Raw genomic sequence first — 17,500 nt, 5'->3', positions numbered from 1 at the left:
GCGCCGTCAGTGGGCGGCGCCCTGCCCCGTCTGCTCCAGGCGCACCTTCTCGGCCTGGACCACGCCCAGCCCGAGCAGGGCGATCGCCATGACGGCCGTCGCCGGCCACGGGTCGAGCCGGTAGAGCCCCACCACGGTGACGAGCAGCTGGACGGTGAACGCCCGCCGCAGCCACTGGAACGCGTCGAAGCGGTCCTTGCCCAGCAGCGTCCACGCGCGCGCCGCCACGGCCACCACGAGCACCGACGACGCAGCCGCCAGCCACAGGGACCAGGCCGGTGCGCCGTCGTCGGCGGTGAGGATGACGACGACGCCGCCTCCCAGGGCGAGGACGAGGAGCGCCCCCGCCACCGCCGTCGTCCACGAGCCCCGCACGACGCCGCGGAGCAGGCCGCGGACCTTGCGGGTGACGAGCTCGAGCGGGTCGGGGAGCTCGCTGTGGTCGTCCGGCACGGCGGCGAGGAGCGCCTCGACCTCCTTCTCCCCGCGGCCACCGCTGCCCTGTCGCAGCAGCTCACGCGCGACCTCGCGGCGCTGCGGGCTCAGCCCGCCCGCAAGTCCGGCGACGGCGTGGTCCGCCGCGGCCGCGAGCTGCTCGCTCGGGTGCGGCGGGCGGCGTCCGTGGAGGACGTCGGCGAGGACGATGAGCCCCACGAGCGTGAGGTACATGATCATCGGCGCCGGCTGGAAGAAGTAGTCGTTGTCGTTGGTGAGGAACTTGCCGACCTCGTCGATGAACAGCCCGAAGCCGATGCCGCCGAGGAAGGCGACGAGTGGCCGGATCACCGGCCCGGCGAAGGACAGCACGAGCACCATGGCCAGCGCCATGAACAGCCCGCCCCACAGCACGTGCGCGACGTGCAGGGTCTCCCCGCCGATCTGCGGGAAGCCGGTGAGCTGGAGGTAGCCGCGGGTGACGACGATCGTCACGACCGTCGTCAGGGCGAAGCCGAGGACGTGCTCACCGGCGCGCGGGTCCCGGGGCAGCCCCCACCGCAGGAGGACGTGCCGGCGGGACACCGCGCCGTCGGGCATCAGCGGCGACGCTTCTCGCGCACGCGCACGCTGATCTCGATCGGCGTGCCGACGAAGCCGAAGTTCTCGCGCAGCTTGCGCTCGATGAAGCGGCGGTAGCCGTGCTCGATGAACCCGGTCGCGAAGATGACGAAGCGCGGCGGGCGGCTGTCGGCCTGCGTCGCGAAGAGGATGCGCGGCTGCTTGCCCCCCCGCACCGGGTGCGGGTTCGCGGCGGTGAGCTCGCCGAGGAAGGAGTTGAGCTTGCCGGTGGAGATGCGGGTGTCCCAGCCGCCCAGCGCGGTATCCAGCGCCTTGACGAGGCGGTCGACGTGCCAGCGGGTCTTGGCAGAGATGTTGACGCGCGGCGCCCACTGGATCTGGACGAGGTCCTGCTCGACCGCGCGCTCCAGGAGGTGGCGCTGGTCGTCGTCCATGAGGTCCCACTTGTTGTAGGCGATGACAAGCGCGCGGCCGGCGTCGATGACCTGCTGGATGACGCGGGTGTCCTGCTCGGTGAGCGGGACCGAGGAGTCGATGAGGACGACGGCGACCTCCGCCTTCTCCAGCGCCGCCTGCGTGCGCAGGGAGGCGTAGAAGTCCGCGCCCTTGGTCTGGTGGACGCGGCGGCGGATGCCGGCGGTGTCGACGAGCCACCACGGCCGGTTCCCGAGGAGGACGAGCTCGTCGACCGGGTCGCGCGTGGTGCCGGCGACGGAGTCGACGACGACGCGGTCCCGGCCGGCGATGGCGTTGAGGAGGCTGGACTTGCCGACGTTCGGGCGCCCGACGAGCGCCACGCGGCGCGGCCCGCCCTCGGGCAGCGGGGAGGCGACGCCGGAGACCTCGGGCAGCACCGCCATCGCGGCGTCGAGCACGTCGCCCGAGCCGCGCCCGTGGAGCGCGGACACCGACCAGGGCTGGCCGAGCCCGAGGGACCACAGCGCCGCGGCGTCGGACTCCTGGACCGGCGAGTCCACCTTGTTCGCGACGAGGACGACCGGCTTGCCGGACTTCCGCAGCATTCGGACGACCTGCTCGTCGGTGGCCGTGGGGCCGACGGTCGCGTCGACGATGAACATCACGGCGTCGGCCATCGCGATGGCGACCTCGGCCTGCTCGGCGACGCGCGCGTTGAGACCAGCGGCGTCGTGCTCCCAGCCACCGGTGTCGACGAGCATGAATTGGCGCCCGGCCCACTCGGCGGGGTAGCTGACGCGGTCACGGGTGACGCCCGGGACGTCCTGGACGACGGCCTCGCGCCGGCCGAGGACGCGGTTGACCAGCGTCGACTTGCCGACGTTCGGGCGGCCGACGACGGCGAGCACCGGCAGCGGCGCCTCGGGCCCGTCGTGCGCGGGGGCGTCGTCGGCGGCGGCCAGGAGGGCGGCGTCCTCCTCGTCCAGCACGTAGTCGGACAGCCCGGCGCGCAGGGCCTCGGCGCGCTGCTCGTCGTCGGCCGGGGTGGTCGGGAAGTCGTCGGTGTCACTCACGCCGGCCATTGTCGCGTGTCGGAGCCGCTCGGCGCTAACCGCCGCGCGCGGGACGGCCGCTCAGGTGAGGCCGGCGTCGTGGACGCACAGCGCGATCTGCACCCGGTTGCTCGCCTCGAGCTTGGTGAACAGACGCCCGATGTGGGTCTTGACGGTGGCCAGTCCGAGGTAGAGCTCGGCGGCGATCTCGGCGTTGGACAGCCCCCGTCCGATGGCGACCGCCACCTCCCGTTCCCGGTCGGTGAGCCGGGAAACCCGCTCGCGGGCCTGCTTCTCGCGGGTGTCGTCGGGTGTGCGGGTGGCCGCCGTGATGACCTGGGCGGTGACGCTCGGGGAGAGCATCGGCTCCCCGCGGGCGACGCGGACGACGGCGTCGACGAGCTCGGCGGGCGGGGTGTCCTTGAGGAGGAAGCCGGCCGCACCGTGACGCAGGGCCGTGAGCACCATCTCGTCGGTGTCGAAGGTCGTGAGGACGATGACGCGCGCACCCGAGCCGCGCTCGGTGAGCCGACGCGTCGCCGCGAGCCCGTCCAGGCCTGGCATCCGGATGTCCATGAGGACGACGTCGGGCCGCTCCCGCTCGACGACGGTCAGCCCCTCGTGCCCGTCCCCCGCCTCACCGACGAGCTCGACGACGTCGCTCCCGCCGAGCATGAGCCGCAGGCCGGTCCGGACCAGGGCGTCGTCGTCGACGACGACGACGCGCACGCGCGCCGCGGTCACCTGCTCTCCTCCCACGGCAGCCAGCATCGCACGGTGAAGGAGCCGTCCGGCCCGCCCACGTGCTCGAGCACGCCGCCGGCCAGGTCGACCCGCTCGGCCAGGCCGACGAGGCCGAACCCGCTCCCGGGCGCGGCCGGCAGGGACCCGTTCCACGCGGGTGGCCCGTTGTGGACCTCGATCGTCAGCAGGCCCCCGGCCCCGCCGGCAAGGTGGACGACGACGTCGCTCCCCGGGGCGTGCTTGCTCGCGTTGGTCAGCGCCTCCTGGACCACGCGGTAGGCGGTCCGCGAGGTGGTCGCCGGGAGGTCGGCGACGGCGCGCAGGTCCCCACCGGGCAGGCCGCTCGGGTCCAGCGCCGCCTCGACCTGGACGCGGGCGCCGTCGACGAGCTCGCGGACCTGGGTGAGGAGCGGCTGCGGCGGTTCGGCCCGGCCCCCGTCGAGTGCGGGCGCCCCGTCGGTGCGCAGCACCCCGAGGACCTCGCGCAGCTCGGACAGGGCGAGGTGCGCGCTGCGCTGGATGACGCCCGCGGCCTCCGCGGTCTCCTCCGGGGACAGGTCGGTGCGGTAGGCCAGGGCCCCGGCGTGCATCGCCACGAGGGAGATCCGGTGGGCCAGGACGTCGTGCATCTCGCGGGCGATGCGGGTGCGCTCGGCGTCCCGGGCGGCGTCCGCCTTGAGCGCCTGCTCCCGCTCGGCCGTCTCTGCCCGCACGCGAAGCGTGACGAGCAGCTCGCGGCGGGCACCGATGTAGTAGCCGGTGGCCGCGCACGTGGCGGCCATGGCGATCGCGAAGCCTCCGGACAGGGTGGCGTAACCGGTGGGCATGGCCTCGTCGAGGATGGCCGGGCGCCACAGCAGCTCGTAGACGACGGTCGACCACGCCCACGTCACCATGACCGGGACCACCCACTGCCACCGCCGCCAGGTCGAGACGGACACAGCCGCGACAGCCGCGGCTCCCAGTGACGCCGCGGACACCATCCCGCACAGTCCGGTGAGGACCGCGGTGAGGACGGGGTGGCGGCGCCGGAGCGGCAGCAGGCACAGCGCGACGACGCCGAGCACGCCGTCGAGCAGCAGGGCCGCGCCGACGCGGCCCACGACGGCGTCGGACGAGTCGGCCTCGGCGACCGCGATGAAGTCGACGGAGACGGCGATCCACAGCACCATCCCCGTACCGGCCGCCGCGAGGTAGCGCCAGATCCGCGACCAGGGGCGCAACGGCGGGGGCCCGACAGGGCGCTCGGGAGCCGGCTGGGGCGCCCACCGCACGGGGGCGGCTGGCGGAGGGAGGGCCACGGGGTGCATGCCTCCCAGCCTAAGGACGCCGGGTGTGCGCCCGGTCCGCCCGCGGGCTCGCCGTCGTCAGCCGAAAGGTTGACGCGGGCGAGCCTGTCTGTCGATCCGCGGGCTGCAGTCAGGCGGAACAGTGGACGCCATGATCACCGCAGAGCACCTCACCCGGCGATACGGCACCCGCGCCGTCGTCGACGACGTCTCCTTCACCGCCCGGCCCGGCAGGGTCACCGGCTTCCTCGGCCCCAACGGCGCCGGCAAGTCGACCACCATGCGCATGCTCACCGACCTCACGACCCCGACGTCCGGGCGCGCCAGGATCCTCGGCTCGCCCTTCCGCGAGCTCGTCAATCCGGGCCGCCGGGTCGGCGTCCTCCTCGACGCCTCCGCCCAGCACGCCGGGCGCACCGGCCGCGAGGTCCTCCACCTGTCCGCGCAGCTCATGGGCCTGCGTGCGGGCCGGGTGGACGAGGTCCTCGCGACCGTCGGGCTCACTGCCTCCGAGGCGGGCGCACGGACGCGGACCTACTCCCTCGGCATGCGCCAGCGCCTCGGCCTGGCCCACGCCCTCCTCGGCGAGCCGGAGGTCCTCATCCTCGACGAGCCCGTCAACGGTCTCGACCCCGCCGGCATCCGGTGGATGCGGGCGCTCCTTCGCGGCTTCGCCGACGACGGCGGCACCGTGCTCCTGTCCTCCCACCTGCTGCGCGAGGTCGAGGCCGTCGCCGACGACCTTGTCATCATCGGCAGGGGCCGCATCCTCGCCCAGGGCAGCGCCGAGGAGCTCCTCGCCACCCCGGGCACAGAGGTGCACAGCCTCGACGACGCCGCCCTCGCCCGCGCCCTCGGTGCCGCCGGCCACGAGGTGAGCGGGAGCGGGACCGGGCTCACGACGTCGGCAACGGCGGAGGAGGTCGGCCGGGCCGCCCTCGCCGCCGCCGTCGTCCTCACCGACCTACGCCCCTCGGCCGCCACCGGCCTGGAGGACCTGTTCTTCGACACGACCGCCCAGCACGGGCGAGAGGAGACCGCAGCATGACCGCGACCACCGCCACCCGCCCCGCACCCACCCGGGTCGCTCCCCCGGCCGTCCCCTTCACCCGGCTCGCCCGCGGCGAGCTGCGCAAGCAGGTCGACACCCGCGCCGGGCTGTGGCTGCTCGCGGTCATCGTCCTCGTCAACGCGGGGCTCATCGCGCTCGTGCTGTTCACCGGCGAGCCGGAACAGCGCACGTGGCAGGAGCTCACGATGGCGTCCTCTATCGCCCAGCTCCTGCTCCTGCCGCTCATCGGGATCATGGCGGCCACCGGGGAGTGGTCCCAGCGCACCGCGCTGACGACCTTCACCCTCGAGCCGCGCCGCACGCGGGTCAACGCCGCGAAGATGGTCTCGGCCCTGGTGCTGGGGCTCGCCGTCATGGCGGCCGCGCTGCTGGCCGGGGCACTGTTCAACGTCGTCGGGATGGTCGCCCTCGACGGTGACGGCTCGTGGGCGATGGACTGGTCCGTGCTCGGTGGGATGCTCCTCGCCCTGCTGCTCCTCGTCGCCCAGGGCCTCGCGTTCGGGCTGGCGCTGCTGAGCACGCCGGTCGCGATCGTCGCCTACCTCGCGCTGCCGACGGTGTGGTCCCTGCTCAGCATGCTCGTCGACGGTCTGCAGAAGCCGGCGGAGTGGCTCAGCCTCGACTTCGCCATGGGCGCGCTCATGGAGGGGCAGATGACGGCGACGGCGTGGGGCCAGCTCGCGACGTCCTCGGCCATCTGGATCGGGGTGCCCCTCGCCGTCGGCCTCTGGCGCACCGCCCGCCGCGACGTCAGCTAGCCCCCGGCACGCTCCTCGCCGCCCCTCTCTCGCGCCGAGCGCTGAGTTGTTACCGACCATCGGCCGTAACAAGTCAGCTCTCGGCGCGGAGGGGGTGACGCGCTCGTCGCCGCCCCTCCCTCACGCCGAGCGCTGAGTTGTTACCGACCATCGGCCGTAACAAGTCAGCTCTCGGCGCGGAGGGGGTGCGGGCGCGGAGGGGGTGGGGGCGCGGGTGCGTCCGTCAGTGGGTGGGGAGGGGGATGCCGGTCTGGCGGACGGCGTCCTCGACGTGCGCGGCGAGGCCCTGGTGGATCTGCTCCATGGCCCGCGTCATGACCTCGCGGTTGCCGCCCTCCCGCTTCTCGGTGTCCAGCACGATCGGCTTGCCGAAGACGACGTGCAGGCGGGCGCGCGGCGGCGGGACGTAGCCGACCTTCTTGCCGGCGGGCCGCGTGCCGAGGCAGGCGACCGGCACGACCGGCGCGTTCCCGTGCACGGCGAGCCACGCGACGCCCGCCCGGGTGGACTGGACGTTGCCCGTCCCGCGGTTGCCCTCGGGGAAGATCCCGACGGCGCGCCCCTCGTGCAGCATCTGCTGGGCGACGGCGAGGGACGCCCGCCCGTTGCGCCGGTCCACCGGGATCTGCCCGGCGAGCGTCATGAGGAAGCCGAGCGGGGAGTCCCAGAACTCCTGCTTGATGATGAAGTGCGAGCCGCGCGGGATGGCGCCGTGGAGCAGGGGGCCGTCGATGACGCCGGTGTGGTTGGACGCGATGATGACCGGCCCCGTGCGCGGGACGTTCTCCGCGCCGTAGACCTTGGTGCTCCACCACACGTGGTCGAGGAACTGGCCCACGCGCCGGGACCACACCGGGCCCCAGCGGTAGATGTCCTCGGGCTTGACCCGGGAGCCGCGCGAGGGCTGGGCGGCCGGCCGCGCGGTGCTCACTGCTCCTCCTGCCGCGCCTGCGCGACGACGCGTCGCACCACGGCGAGCGTCTGGTCGATGTCGAGGGCCGAGGAGTCGATGGTGACGACGCCGTCGGCGGCGGTGAGGAAGGTGGAGACCGTGGAGTCCTGGGCGTCGCGGCCCACGACCTCGTCGCGGGTCGCGGCGATGGCCTGGTCGTCCACGGTGCCGTGGAGCTCCCGGGCCCGGCGCGCCAGGCGCGCGGCCTCGTCGGCGGTGAGGAGGATGCGCACGTCGGCGTCCGGGGCGACGACGGTCGTGATGTCACGCCCCTCGGCGACGATCCCGCGGCCCCCGCTGTGCCCGCCGGGCTGCCGCTCGGCGGCGATGATCGCGCGCTGGCGCTCCCGCAGCTGGGCGCGGACGTCGAGGTTCGTCGCGACCGCCGAGACGACCGAGGAGATCTCCGAGAGCCGGATCGCGGCGGTGATGTCGACGCCGTCGCACGTGATCGTCGGGTCGCCCGGGTCCACGCCCATGTCGAGCGGCATGACCTCGGTGGCGGCTGCGACCGCTGCCGTGTCGGTGAGCTCGACGTCCTGGCGGCGGCACCACCACGTCGCGGCCCGGTACATCGCCCCCGTGTCGAGGTAGGCCAGGCCCTCCGCGGCTGCCAGCCGCCTGCTGATCGTCGACTTCCCCGAGCCCGAGGGCCCGTCGATCGCCACCGTCACCGGTGCGGTCATTCCGCCACCACTCTCCATCCGCGGGTCGTCAGCTCCTGCTCCAGCTCGGCCGCCGCGGCCGGCACCACCGACAGGTGGGCGATGCCCACCCGGGCGCCGGCCGAGTGCTCGAGCAGGAGGTCCTCGATGTTCACGCCGATCTCCCCGACCTCGCCGAAGAGGCGGCCCAGCTCGCCGGGCTCGTCCGGGACGAGCACCTGGACGGTCGCGTAGCGGCGCGGGGCGCCGCCGTGCTTGCCCGGGACCCGTCCCACGCCGGTGTTGCCGGCGGAGACGACGGCGCTCAGCGCGCCCATCGCCCCGGGTGCCAGCGGCCCGGCGGTGGCGGCGCGGTCGAGGCTGTCGATGAGCGCGTCGAGGTCCGCGCGCAACTCGCGCAGCCCCGCGGCGACGGGCCCCGCGTTGCCGACGAGGATCGCGGCCCACAGCCGCGGGTCGGAGGCGGCGATGCGGGTGACGTCGCGCAGGCCCTGCCCGGCGAGCGAGAGCGCCGCCTCGGGCGCGTCGACGAGGCGCGCGGCGACGAGCGACGCCGCCAGCTGGGGGATGTGGGAGACGAGGGCGACGGCGTCGTCGTGCTCCTGCGGCGCGAGCGGCACCGGCAGGGCGCCGACGTCGAGGGCGAGGGCGCGCACGGCACCCGCGGCGGCGGGCGAGGCGTCGTCGGCGGCGGAGATGACCCACGGCCGGCCCGCGAAGAGGTCCGCGTCCGCGGCGATCGCGCCGGAGCGCTCGCGGCCCGCCATGGGGTGGGAGCCGACGTACCGGGTGCGGGCGCCGTCGTCGGCCCCCTCGGCGACCTCGGCCGCGATGACGGCCTTGACGCTCGCGACGTCGGTGACGACGGCGGCGGGGTGACGGCGGAGCATGTCGAGGACGACCGGGCCGGCGACGTCGGGCGGGGTCGCCACGACGACGACGGCGGGCTCGGGGCTCGCGTCGTGGACGGGCTCACCCGCGCCCATGTCGCGGGCCAGGGCGAGCGCGGAGGGCGAGGCGTCGGAGAGCTGGACCGGCACGCCCTGGCCGGCGAGGCACAGCGCGATGCTCGTCCCGAGCAGCCCGGTGCCGACGACCTTGACGGGGCCCGTCGTCAGGGGTGCCGCCTGGCTCGTCACGCTCCTGCTTCCTCCCTGCCCGGGGGCCGCCCGGCGCGGCGCCCGGGACAGACTACCGCTCGGCTCACAGCCCGACGCTCGACATCAGCGTGCCGAGCTCGGTGCCGGAGATGACCCTGGTGTGGCCCGGCTTGAGCTGGCCAAGGCGCACCGTGCCGAAGCGGGTGCGCACGAGGCGGATGACCGGGTGGCCCACCTGCTCGAGCATGCGGCGCACGATGCGGTTGCGGCCCTCGTGCAGCTCGATCTCGACGACGGACGCACCCGGCGACGTCTCGAGCACCGTGAAGCGGTCGGCGTGGGCGGGGCCGTCCTCGAGCGTGATGCCCTCGCGCATGCGGCGGGCCAGCGCGCGCGGGACGTCGCCCTCGACGGTGGCGACGTAGGTCTTGGCCACCTCGTAGGAGGGGTGCGCGAGGCGGTGGGCGAGCTCGCCGTCGTTGGTGAGGAGGATGAGCCCCTCGGTCTGCTCGTCGAGGCGGCCCACGTGGAAGAGCCGCTCGGCGCGGTCGGACACGTACTGGGACAGGTCCGGGCGCCCCTGCTCGTCACTCATCGTCGAGACGACGCCGGCGGGCTTGTGCAGCGCCAGGGTCACCTTCGTCTCGTCGAGCTGCAGGCGCACGCCGTCGACGTGGATGACGGCGGTGGCCGGGTCCACGCGGGTGCCGAGCTCGTCGACACGCTGTCCGTCGACCGTCACCCGCCCGTCGGCGATGAGGTTCTCGCAGGCGCGTCGCGAGCCGTAGCCCGCCGCAGCGAGGACCTTCTGCAGTCGGGTTCCTCCGGGCTGGTGCACGTCGGTCATCGCAGGTCTCCCTCCAGGTCGTCCAGGGTGTCGAGGTCGGGCAGGTAGGGGGCGAGCGGGGGGAGGTCGCCGAGCGAGCCCAGCCCCATCCGCTCGAGGAAGTAGGAGCTCGTCCGGTAGAGGACCGCGCCGCCGTCGTCGTCGTGCCCGGCCTCCTCGATGAGCCCGCGGGCGAGGAGGGTGCGGACGACGCCGTCGACGTTGACGCCGCGGATCGCGGCCACTCGCCCGCGCGTGACGGGCTGGCGGTAGGCGATGACGGCGAGCGTCTCGAGGGAGGCCTGGGTGAGGCGGGCGGTCTGGCCGTCGACGACGAAGCGGCCCACGACGTCGGCGTAGGTCGGCGCCGAGTAGACGCGCCAGCCGCCGGCGAGCTCACGCAGCTCGAAGCCGCGCGGGCGCCCGCCCCTCTCCCCCGCGTAGTCCGCGGCGAGCTCGGTGAGCAGCTCGGCGACCTGCCCCGTGGGCAGGCCGAGGACGCTGGCCAGCTGGGCGGCGGGCACGGGCTCGTCGACGACCATGAGGATCGCCTCGAGGGCGGCGAGGTGCTCGCGCGGCATGACGTCGTCGGGCACCGCCTCGTAGCGCGGCGCCTCCTGCTCGGCGTCAGTCATCGGTGCGTCCCTCGTCCTCGTCCGTGGCGTCGTAGTCGTCGGCGACGACGACGTCGCCCTCCTCGCTCCCGGACCACCGTACGGTGAGCTCGCCCAGTGGCTGTGCCTGGTCGAAGGTGATGGCGCCCTCACGGAAGAGCTCGAGCAGCGCGAGGAAGCGTGAGACGACGACGGCGGTGGACTCGGCGTCGGCGGTGAGCGCGCGGAAGGTCGTGGTCCGGTGGCGGCGGAGGCGGTCGACGATGAGGGCCGCCTGCTCGCGCACCGGCACGACCGGTGCGTGGAGGTGGCCCAGGTCCACCTGCGGCGGCCCGGGGCGCGGGGCGAAGGCGGCGGCGGCGAGCTGCGCGAGCCGCTCGGGGCCCACGCGGATGACGAGCTCGGGCAGCAGGGCCGCGAAGTGCGGCTCGAGGCTCACCGAGCGCGGGAAGGAGCGGGTGCCCACGGCCCAGCGGCGCTCAAGGTCGGCGGCGACCTCCTTGTAGGCGCGGTACTGGAGGAGGCGAGCGAAGAGGAGGTCGCGGGCCTCGAGGAGCTCGAGGTCCTCCTCGTCCTCGACGTCGCCCCGCGGCAGGAGCCGGGCGGCCTTGAGGTCGAGGAGGGTCGCGGCGACGACGAGGAACTCGCTCGCCTGGCCGAGGTCCCACTCGGCCTGGCCGGCGAGGTGGGCGATGAACTCGTCGGTGACCCTCGCCAGCGCGACCTCGGTGATGTCGAGCTTGTGCTTGGCGATGAGGGACAGGAGGAGGTCGAAGGGTCCGGAGAAGTTCTCCAGCGTCACCGCGAAGGCGGTGCGGTCCTGGGGCGCGGCGCCGGCGGCCGCTGGCTGCGGGTTCGGGGGTGCGGCCGCGGCCGCCTCAGGCGACGTCACCGCGGGCGACGAGCTCACGGGCCAGGCGCCGGTAGGCGTGCGCACCGGCGTGGGTGGGTGCGTAGCTCGTGATCGGCTCGAGGGCGATGGTGGCGTCGGGGAACTTGATCGTGCGGTTGATGATCGTGTCGAAGACGCGGTCCCCGAAGCCCTCGCGGACCCGCTCGAGGACCTCACGGGCGTGGAGGGTGCGGCCGTCGTACATCGTCACGAGGATGCCGTCGAGCTCGAGGCGCGGGTTGATCCGCTCGCTCACCTTGTCGATGGTCTCCATGAGGAGGGCGACGCCGCGCAGCGCGAAGAACTCCGCCTCGAGGGGGATCATCACGCCGTGCGCCGCGGTGAGCGCGTTGACGGTGAGCAGCCCGAGCGAGGGCTGGCAGTCGACGAGGATGAGGTCGTAGTCGTCCAGGACGGGGCGCAGGACACGGCTGAGGGCCTGCTCGCGGGCGACCTCGGTGACGAGCTGCACCTCGGCGGCGGACAGGTCGATGTTCGCCGGCACGATGTGGAGGTTCTCCACCGCCGTCTCGTGGATGATCTCGCGCACGTCGGAGCGGGGCTCCATGAGCACGGAGTAGATCGTGCGGTCGAGCTCGTTGGCGTTGACGCCGAGGCCTGCGGAGGCGGCGCCCTGGGGGTCGAAGTCGACGATGAGGACACGGCGGCCGTACTCGGCCAGCGCCGCGCCGAGGTTGATCGTCGTCGTCGTCTTGCCGACCCCGCCCTTCTGGTTGCACATCGCGATGATGCGCGCCGGTCCGTGGGAGTCGAGCGGCGCCGGCTCGGGGAAGTCGGCGACCTGCCCGTCGCCGGAGGCGTCGATCAGGGTCGGCTGGTGTGCGTCGCTCACCCCTCCACGTTAGTTCGCCGACGCCGTCCGAGGCGAGCGGCACGCGGGAGCACCCCCACTCTCCCCCGCCGACAGCAGGATTCCTCGCCGCCTCGGACGACCCCGGCCCCTCGCGCCGACAGCAGGATTCCTCGCCACTCCGACGCCCCCGGCCCTCGCGCCGACAGCGGGTTTCCTCCTCCCGCCCCCCGTCTCGCGCCCAGGACGACGAGCTCCCCTGACAGCACGCGCTGTCAGGGGAGTTGCTCGGCCCTCAGCAGCGGGAGGTGGTGGTCCCGCCGGCCGGTCAGGCGCGGTGGCGGCCGGTGGGCTGGTCCGGCCCGGGGCTGTCGGCCCCGGCGGTCGTGGTGCCTGAGCCGTGGCTGCTGCCACCGGCGTTGCCGGCCGCGTTGACGCCGTCGGTCCCGCCGGTCGCGTGCGTCGTCGTGCTCGTCGTGGCTGGGTCCGCCTCGGTGGTGCCGATGCGCGCGTCCGCGGCGTCACGGCCCTGCTGGACCTTGTCGGCGTGCTTCCCGCCGGTCACCTTGTTCGCGAGGTCCGCGGCGCCGTCGAGCACCTTGTCGCTCGTCTGCTCGCCCTTGTCGCTGCTCAGGGCGTCCTTGGCCTTCTTGGCCATGTCTCCGAGTCCCATGGGTCCTCCTCGGTCGGGGTTCCGCCCAGGATGGGCGCCCCTCGCCGCGCCCGCACCCCGGGAGGTCCAGCCGCGGGCCCGGCGGTGGGCGGTGGCCGTAGACCTCGCCCATCGTCTGGGACGCACCTTGCGTCCGCTGGGAGCCGGCGGGAGGTGCGTCGGGACGACCGGAGGTGCGTCCCAGGCGGAGGCACGTCTAGCCGCGGGCGCGGGGGTGGGCGGTCGCGTAGACCTCACGCATCGCCTGGACGGTCACCTGCGTGTAGATCTGCGTCGTCGTCACCGAGGCGTGGCCGAGGAGCTCCTGGACCACGCGGACGTCGGCGCCGCCGGCCAGCAGGTGGGTGGCGAAGGAGTGGCGCAGCGTGTGCGGGGAGACGTGCTCCCCGAGCCCGGCGCGGGCACCGGCCGTCTGGAGCACCGCCCACGCGCTCTGCCGGCTCAGCGGCCCGCCGCGCTGGTTGAGGAACAGCGCCGACGTCCCCCGGCCGGCGCGCGCCAGCTCCGGGCGCGCGCGCACGACGTAGGCCTCCACCGCCTCGACGGCGAAGCGCCCCACCGGCACCACCCGCTCGCGGCGGCCCTTGCCGAACAGACGCACCATGCCGCCGTCGAGGTCGAGGTCGTCGGCGGACAGCCCGACCGCCTCGCTGATCCGTGCCCCCGTGCCGTACAGCACCTCGAGGAGCGCCCGGTCACGCAGCGGCACCGGGCCCTCGCCGAGCGAGGCGGCCTCGAGGAGCCGTTCGACGTCGTCGGTGCTCAGCGCCTTGGGCAGCCGCCGCGAGGTCGCGGGGGCGCGCACGTCCGCGCTCGGGTCCTGGGCGGCGTGCCCCTCGAGCACGGCGAAGCGGTGCCAGCCACGGACGGCGACGACGGCACGGCCGGCGGAGGAGACGGCCAGCGCCCGTCCGCCGTCGGACCCGGTGCGCAGCGCCTCCACGTACTCGGCGACGTCGCCGGCGGCCACCTCCCCCAGCTCGCGGCGTCCGCGGGCGGTGAGGTAGACGGCGTAGCGGCTGAGGTCGCGCCGGTAGGCGGAGAGCGTGTGCTCGCTGAGCCCGCGCTCCACCCCGAGGTGGGCGAGGTACTCCTCCAGCGCGCGCTCCAGCCCCGGTGCGGTCGAGGGACCCGGCTGCGCGGCAGACGTCGTCGTCGTGCGCGTCACGTCGCTCCTACAGCGGGAGGAAGGGGTCGACCGCCACGGCGACGAAGACGATCGTCAGGTAGGTGATCGAGGCGTGGAAGACCTTCATCGCCGCGAGCTTGCCGCGCTCGGGGTGGCGGGCGCGGGCCAGCAGGCGCAGGCACCCGGCGATGAACCACGCACCGGCGGCCGCGGAGATCACCGCGTACACCCACGTCATCCCGGCCACGGGCACGAGCACGAGGGAGCAGGCCACCATGGCGGCGCCGTAGAGGAGGATCTGGACGGCGACCTTCGTGTCCGACGCGACGACCGGCAGCATCGGGACCTCGGCGCGCGCGTAGTCCTTCTTGAAGCGCATGGACAGGGGCCAGTAGTGCGGCGGGGTCCAGAAGAAGATGATCCCGAACAGGACCACCGCGGGCCACTCCACCGTGCCGGTCACCGCGGACCAGCCGATGAGCACGGGCATGCAGCCCGCCGCCCCGCCCCAGACGATGTTCTGGGTGGTGCGCCGCTTGAGCAGCAGCGTGTACCCGACGACGTACATGGCGACGGCGGCGAGGGACAGCCAGGCCGAGGCCCAGTTGACGAGCAGGCCGAACCACAGGACGGAGAAGACCCCGAGGACGACGGCGAAGACGGTCGCCTGCCGCACCGAGAGCACACCGGTGACGAGCGGGCGCTGCTTCGTGCGGTTCATCAGCCGGTCGATGTCACGGTCGATGATCATGTTCCACGTGTTCGCCGAGCCCGCGGACGCGTAGCCGCCGACCATCGTGGCCACGGTGAGCCACAGGCCCGGCCAGCCCTCGGCGGCGAGGAAGAGCGTGGGGACCGTGGTGATGAGGAGGAGCTCGACGATGCGCGGCTTGGTGAGCGCGACGTAGGCCTTGACGCGGTCGGCGCGGGTCGTCGTCGGTCCGGACGGGCCAGGGCTGGACCGCAGCGTCGAACGGTCGGACACGTGGGGTGCCACCTCCTCGGTCTGGCGCCCGGGCGCCGGCTGCACACTACGCACGCGTCGTTCCACTTCCCATCTCGCGCTCCGACTGTTGCGCGGGCAACCTCCATCCTACGGTCCCCTCCCCCGGAAGCGGCCAGTCCCCGCGCCCGGAGCAGGTGCCTAGTTGCTCACACCGCGTGCGCGGTGTGCACCATGTGGCAACAATCTCTGTGCGGCCGACGGCGGCGATAGGGTCACCACATCCGTAGACGTACCGGTCGGGTCCCCGGCCGGCCGTGACCCACACCGAGGGAGACCTAGTGAGTGAGACCAGCACCCAGGCAGGGTGGACCGACCTCGACCGCCGCGCGGTGGACACCGCGCGCGTCCTGGCAGCCGACGCCGTCGAGAAGGTCGGCAGCGGCCACCCGGGGACGGCGATGAGCCTGGCCCCCGCCGCCTACCTGCTGTACCAGAACGTCATGCGCCACGACCCCGCGGACCCGCACTGGGCGGGCCGTGACCGGTTCGTGCTCTCCGCCGGGCACAGCGCGCTGACGCAGTACATCCAGCTCTACTTCTCCGGCTACGGCCTCGAGCTCGACGACCTCAAGGCGCTGCGCACGTGGGGCTCCAAGACCCCCGGCCACCCCGAGTACCGCCACACCGAGGGCGTCGAGGTCACCACCGGCCCGCTCGGCCAGGGCCTGGCCAACGGCGTCGGCATGGCCATGGCCGCCCGCCGCGAGCGTGGCCTGCTCGACCCGGAGGCCGCCGCGGGCACCAGCCCCTTCGACCACCACATCTACGTCATCGCCTCCGACGGCGACCTCCAGGAGGGCGTCACCGCCGAGGCGAGCTCCATCGCCGGCGTGCAGGAGCTCGGCAACCTCATCGTCATCTGGGACGACAACAAGATCTCGATCGAGGACGACACCAACATCGCCTTCACCGAGGACGTCCTCGCCCGCTACGCGGCCTACGGCTGGCACACCGAGCGCGTCGACTGGACGAACGGCGGCACCGGCTACGCCGAGGACGTCGACGCCCTCGCCACCGCGATCGAGGCCGGCAAGGCCGAGACGAACCGCCCGACGATCATCGCGCTGCGCACGATCATCGGCTGGCCCGCCCCCACGAAGCAGAACACCGGCGCGATCCACGGCTCCGCCCTCGGCGGCGACGAGGTCCGCGGCCTCAAGGAGGTCCTCGGCTTCGACCCCGAGAAGAGCTTTGAGGTGACCGACGAGGTCTTCAGCCACGTCCGTCAGGTCCGCGACCGCGGCGCCGCCCTCCGCCAGGAGTGGGAGACCTCCTTCCAGGCGTGGCGCACCGCCAACCCCGAGGGTGCCGCCCTCCTGGAGCGCCTGAGCGCCCGGGAGCTGCCCGAGGGCTGGGCGGACGCGCTGCCCACCTTCGAGGAGGGCAAGGCCGTGTCCACGCGATCCGCGTCCGGCTCCGTGCTCGCCGCGCTCGCGCCCGTGCTCCCGGAGCTGTGGGGCGGCTCGGCCGACCTCGCCGGCTCGAACAACACGACGATGAAGGGCGAGCCGTCCTTCCTCCCGGTCCAGCGCTCCACGAAGATGTTCCCCGGCAACCCCTACGGCCGGACGCTCCACTTCGGCATCCGTGAGCACGCCATGGGCTCGATCCTCAACGGGATCACCCTCCACGGCCTCACCCGCCCCTACGGCGGCACCTTCCTCACCTTCTCCGACTACATGCGCCCGCCGGTGCGCCTGGCCGCCCTCATGGGCGTCCCCAGCACCTTCGTGTGGACGCACGACTCCATCGGCCTCGGTGAGGACGGCCCCACCCACCAGCCGATCGAGCACCTCGCCGCGCTGCGCGCGATCCCCGGCCTCGACGTCGTCCGTCCCGCCGACGCCGCCGAGGTGGCCGTCGCGTGGCGCACGATCATCGAGAACACCGAGCGTCCCGCCGGCCTCATCCTCACCCGCCAGAACGTGCCCAACCCGGCGCGCGGCTCCGGTGCGGCCGAGGGCGACGCCCTGGCCAGCGCCGAGGGCGGCGCCCGCGGCGGCTACGTGCTCGCCGAGGCGACCGGCGGCACGCCGCAGGTCATCCTCATCGCCACCGGCTCCGAGGTGCAGGTCGCGCTCGCGGCCCGCGAGACCCTCCAGGCCGACGGCGTCGCGACGCGCGTCGTGTCGATGCCCTGCCGCGAGTGGTTCGCCCTCCAGGACGACGCCTACCAGGAGGAGGTGCTGCCCGGCTCGGTCAAGGCACGCGTCTCCGTCGAGGCCGCCATCGCGCAGGGCTGGCACGAGATCGTCGGCGACGCCGGCCGCTGCGTGAGCATCGAGCACTACGGTGCCTCGGCCGCCTACGAGCGCCTGTACGAGGAGTTCGGCATCACCGCCGAGGCGACCGTCGCCAAGGCGCGCGAGTCGCTGGCCGCGGCCGGCAACGACTCCCCCGGCACCGACCAGGACGCCGCCCCCGGCGGGACGGGCGACCTGCCCAAGTAGCACGACCCGGGCCCCGGCGGCACACCGCCGCCG

Annotated in this window: 17 protein-coding genes; 3 read left to right on the top strand and 14 right to left on the bottom strand. The window is 74.0% G+C overall.

The genetic code is table 11. The features are described from left to right. Positions 1–6: 6 nt before the first annotated feature. From H9624_RS03200 to H9624_RS03185, 4 genes are read right to left on the bottom strand one after another with little or no spacing between them, the layout of a single operon-like run. Complete coding sequence (locus H9624_RS03200; RefSeq protein WP_251838446.1) at positions 7–1,035, bottom strand: hypothetical protein; 1,029 nt, start codon at positions 1,033–1,035, stop codon at positions 7–9. Then, positions 1,035–2,516: a ribosome biogenesis GTPase Der gene (gene der, locus H9624_RS03195; protein ID WP_443678507.1), complete on the bottom strand. Its 1,482-nt coding sequence runs from the start codon at positions 2,514–2,516 to the stop codon at positions 1,035–1,037. Before der ends, H9624_RS03200 begins: the two co-directional genes overlap by 1 nt. A 51-nt stretch (positions 2,517–2,567) precedes the next feature. Beyond that, a complete protein-coding gene (locus H9624_RS03190) occupies positions 2,568–3,257 on the bottom strand; it encodes a response regulator (RefSeq protein ID WP_504740230.1) in 690 nt (229 codons plus the stop codon). Further along, positions 3,227–4,540: a sensor histidine kinase gene (locus H9624_RS03185; RefSeq protein ID WP_251838443.1), complete on the bottom strand. Its 1,314-nt coding sequence runs from the start codon at positions 4,538–4,540 to the stop codon at positions 3,227–3,229. Before H9624_RS03185 ends, H9624_RS03190 begins: the two co-directional genes overlap by 31 nt. 130 nt (positions 4,541–4,670) lie before the next feature. On the opposite strand from H9624_RS03185, the gene H9624_RS03180 reads away from it, so the two are divergent. Beyond that, positions 4,671–5,567, top strand: coding sequence for an ABC transporter ATP-binding protein (locus H9624_RS03180; protein WP_251838442.1), 897 nt, complete (start codon positions 4,671–4,673; stop codon positions 5,565–5,567). Further along, a complete protein-coding gene (locus tag H9624_RS03175; RefSeq protein ID WP_251838441.1) occupies positions 5,564–6,349 on the top strand; it encodes an ABC transporter permease in 786 nt (261 codons plus the stop codon). The genes H9624_RS03180 and H9624_RS03175 overlap by 4 nt, the downstream gene beginning before the upstream one ends. Positions 6,350–6,572: 223 nt before the next feature. On the opposite strand, the gene H9624_RS03170 is transcribed toward H9624_RS03175, so the two are convergent. The 10 genes from H9624_RS03170 to H9624_RS03125 all read right to left on the bottom strand — a co-directional run bounded on the left by H9624_RS03170 (position 6,573) and on the right by H9624_RS03125 (position 14,996). After that, positions 6,573–7,280, bottom strand: a complete 708-nt coding sequence (locus H9624_RS03170; RefSeq protein WP_251838440.1) for a lysophospholipid acyltransferase family protein — start codon at positions 7,278–7,280, stop codon at positions 6,573–6,575. Further along, positions 7,277–7,987 (bottom strand): (d)CMP kinase, encoded by a 711-nt coding sequence (gene cmk, locus H9624_RS03165; RefSeq protein WP_251838439.1) that lies wholly within the window; start codon positions 7,985–7,987, stop codon positions 7,277–7,279. The genes H9624_RS03170 and cmk overlap by 4 nt, the downstream gene beginning before the upstream one ends. Continuing rightward, entirely contained in the window at positions 7,984–9,105 is a 1,122-nt protein-coding gene (locus H9624_RS03160) for a prephenate dehydrogenase (protein WP_251838438.1), read from the bottom strand. Before H9624_RS03160 ends, cmk begins: the two co-directional genes overlap by 4 nt. Before the next feature lie 64 nt (positions 9,106–9,169). Beyond that, positions 9,170–9,913, bottom strand: coding sequence for a pseudouridine synthase (locus tag H9624_RS03155; protein ID WP_251838437.1), 744 nt, complete (start codon positions 9,911–9,913; stop codon positions 9,170–9,172). Next, the gene (gene scpB, locus H9624_RS03150; RefSeq protein ID WP_372435088.1) at positions 9,910–10,527 is read right to left on the bottom strand and encodes an SMC-Scp complex subunit ScpB; all 618 of its coding nucleotides are present in this window, start codon (positions 10,525–10,527) and stop codon (positions 9,910–9,912) included. Before scpB ends, H9624_RS03155 begins: the two co-directional genes overlap by 4 nt. Then, on the bottom strand, positions 10,520–11,398 hold the full coding sequence (locus H9624_RS03145) for a segregation and condensation protein A (RefSeq protein ID WP_372435087.1): 879 nt from the start codon (positions 11,396–11,398) through the stop codon (positions 10,520–10,522). Before H9624_RS03145 ends, scpB begins: the two co-directional genes overlap by 8 nt. Further along, positions 11,385–12,251 carry a ParA family protein gene (locus H9624_RS03140; protein WP_251838436.1) on the bottom strand — a complete coding sequence of 289 codons (867 nt, stop codon included), beginning with the start codon at positions 12,249–12,251 and terminating at the stop codon, positions 11,385–11,387. Before H9624_RS03140 ends, H9624_RS03145 begins: the two co-directional genes overlap by 14 nt. A 286-nt stretch (positions 12,252–12,537) precedes the next feature. Next, positions 12,538–12,882, bottom strand: coding sequence for an antitoxin (locus tag H9624_RS16815; RefSeq protein WP_307784916.1), 345 nt, complete (start codon positions 12,880–12,882; stop codon positions 12,538–12,540). Between the two features lie 196 nt (positions 12,883–13,078). After that, entirely contained in the window at positions 13,079–14,050 is a 972-nt protein-coding gene (gene xerD / locus H9624_RS03130; protein ID WP_251838435.1) for a site-specific tyrosine recombinase XerD, read from the bottom strand. Between the two features lie 7 nt (positions 14,051–14,057). Then, a complete protein-coding gene (locus tag H9624_RS03125) occupies positions 14,058–14,996 on the bottom strand; it encodes a heme o synthase (protein ID WP_372435086.1) in 939 nt (312 codons plus the stop codon). Positions 14,997–15,295: 299 nt separating this feature from the next. Between H9624_RS03125 and tkt the strand changes: the two genes are divergently transcribed. Further along, a complete protein-coding gene (tkt, locus tag H9624_RS03120) occupies positions 15,296–17,467 on the top strand; it encodes a transketolase (protein WP_251838434.1) in 2,172 nt (723 codons plus the stop codon). The last annotated feature ends 33 nt before the right edge of the window (positions 17,468–17,500 follow it).

The sequence above is a fragment of the Oceanitalea stevensii genome, assembly GCF_014837105.1.
GTDB classification, from domain to species: Bacteria; Actinomycetota; Actinomycetes; order Actinomycetales; family Actinomycetaceae; genus Oceanitalea; species Oceanitalea stevensii.
Note: the sequence above shows the minus strand (reverse complement) of the source record. Positions and strands in the feature narration are given on the sequence as shown.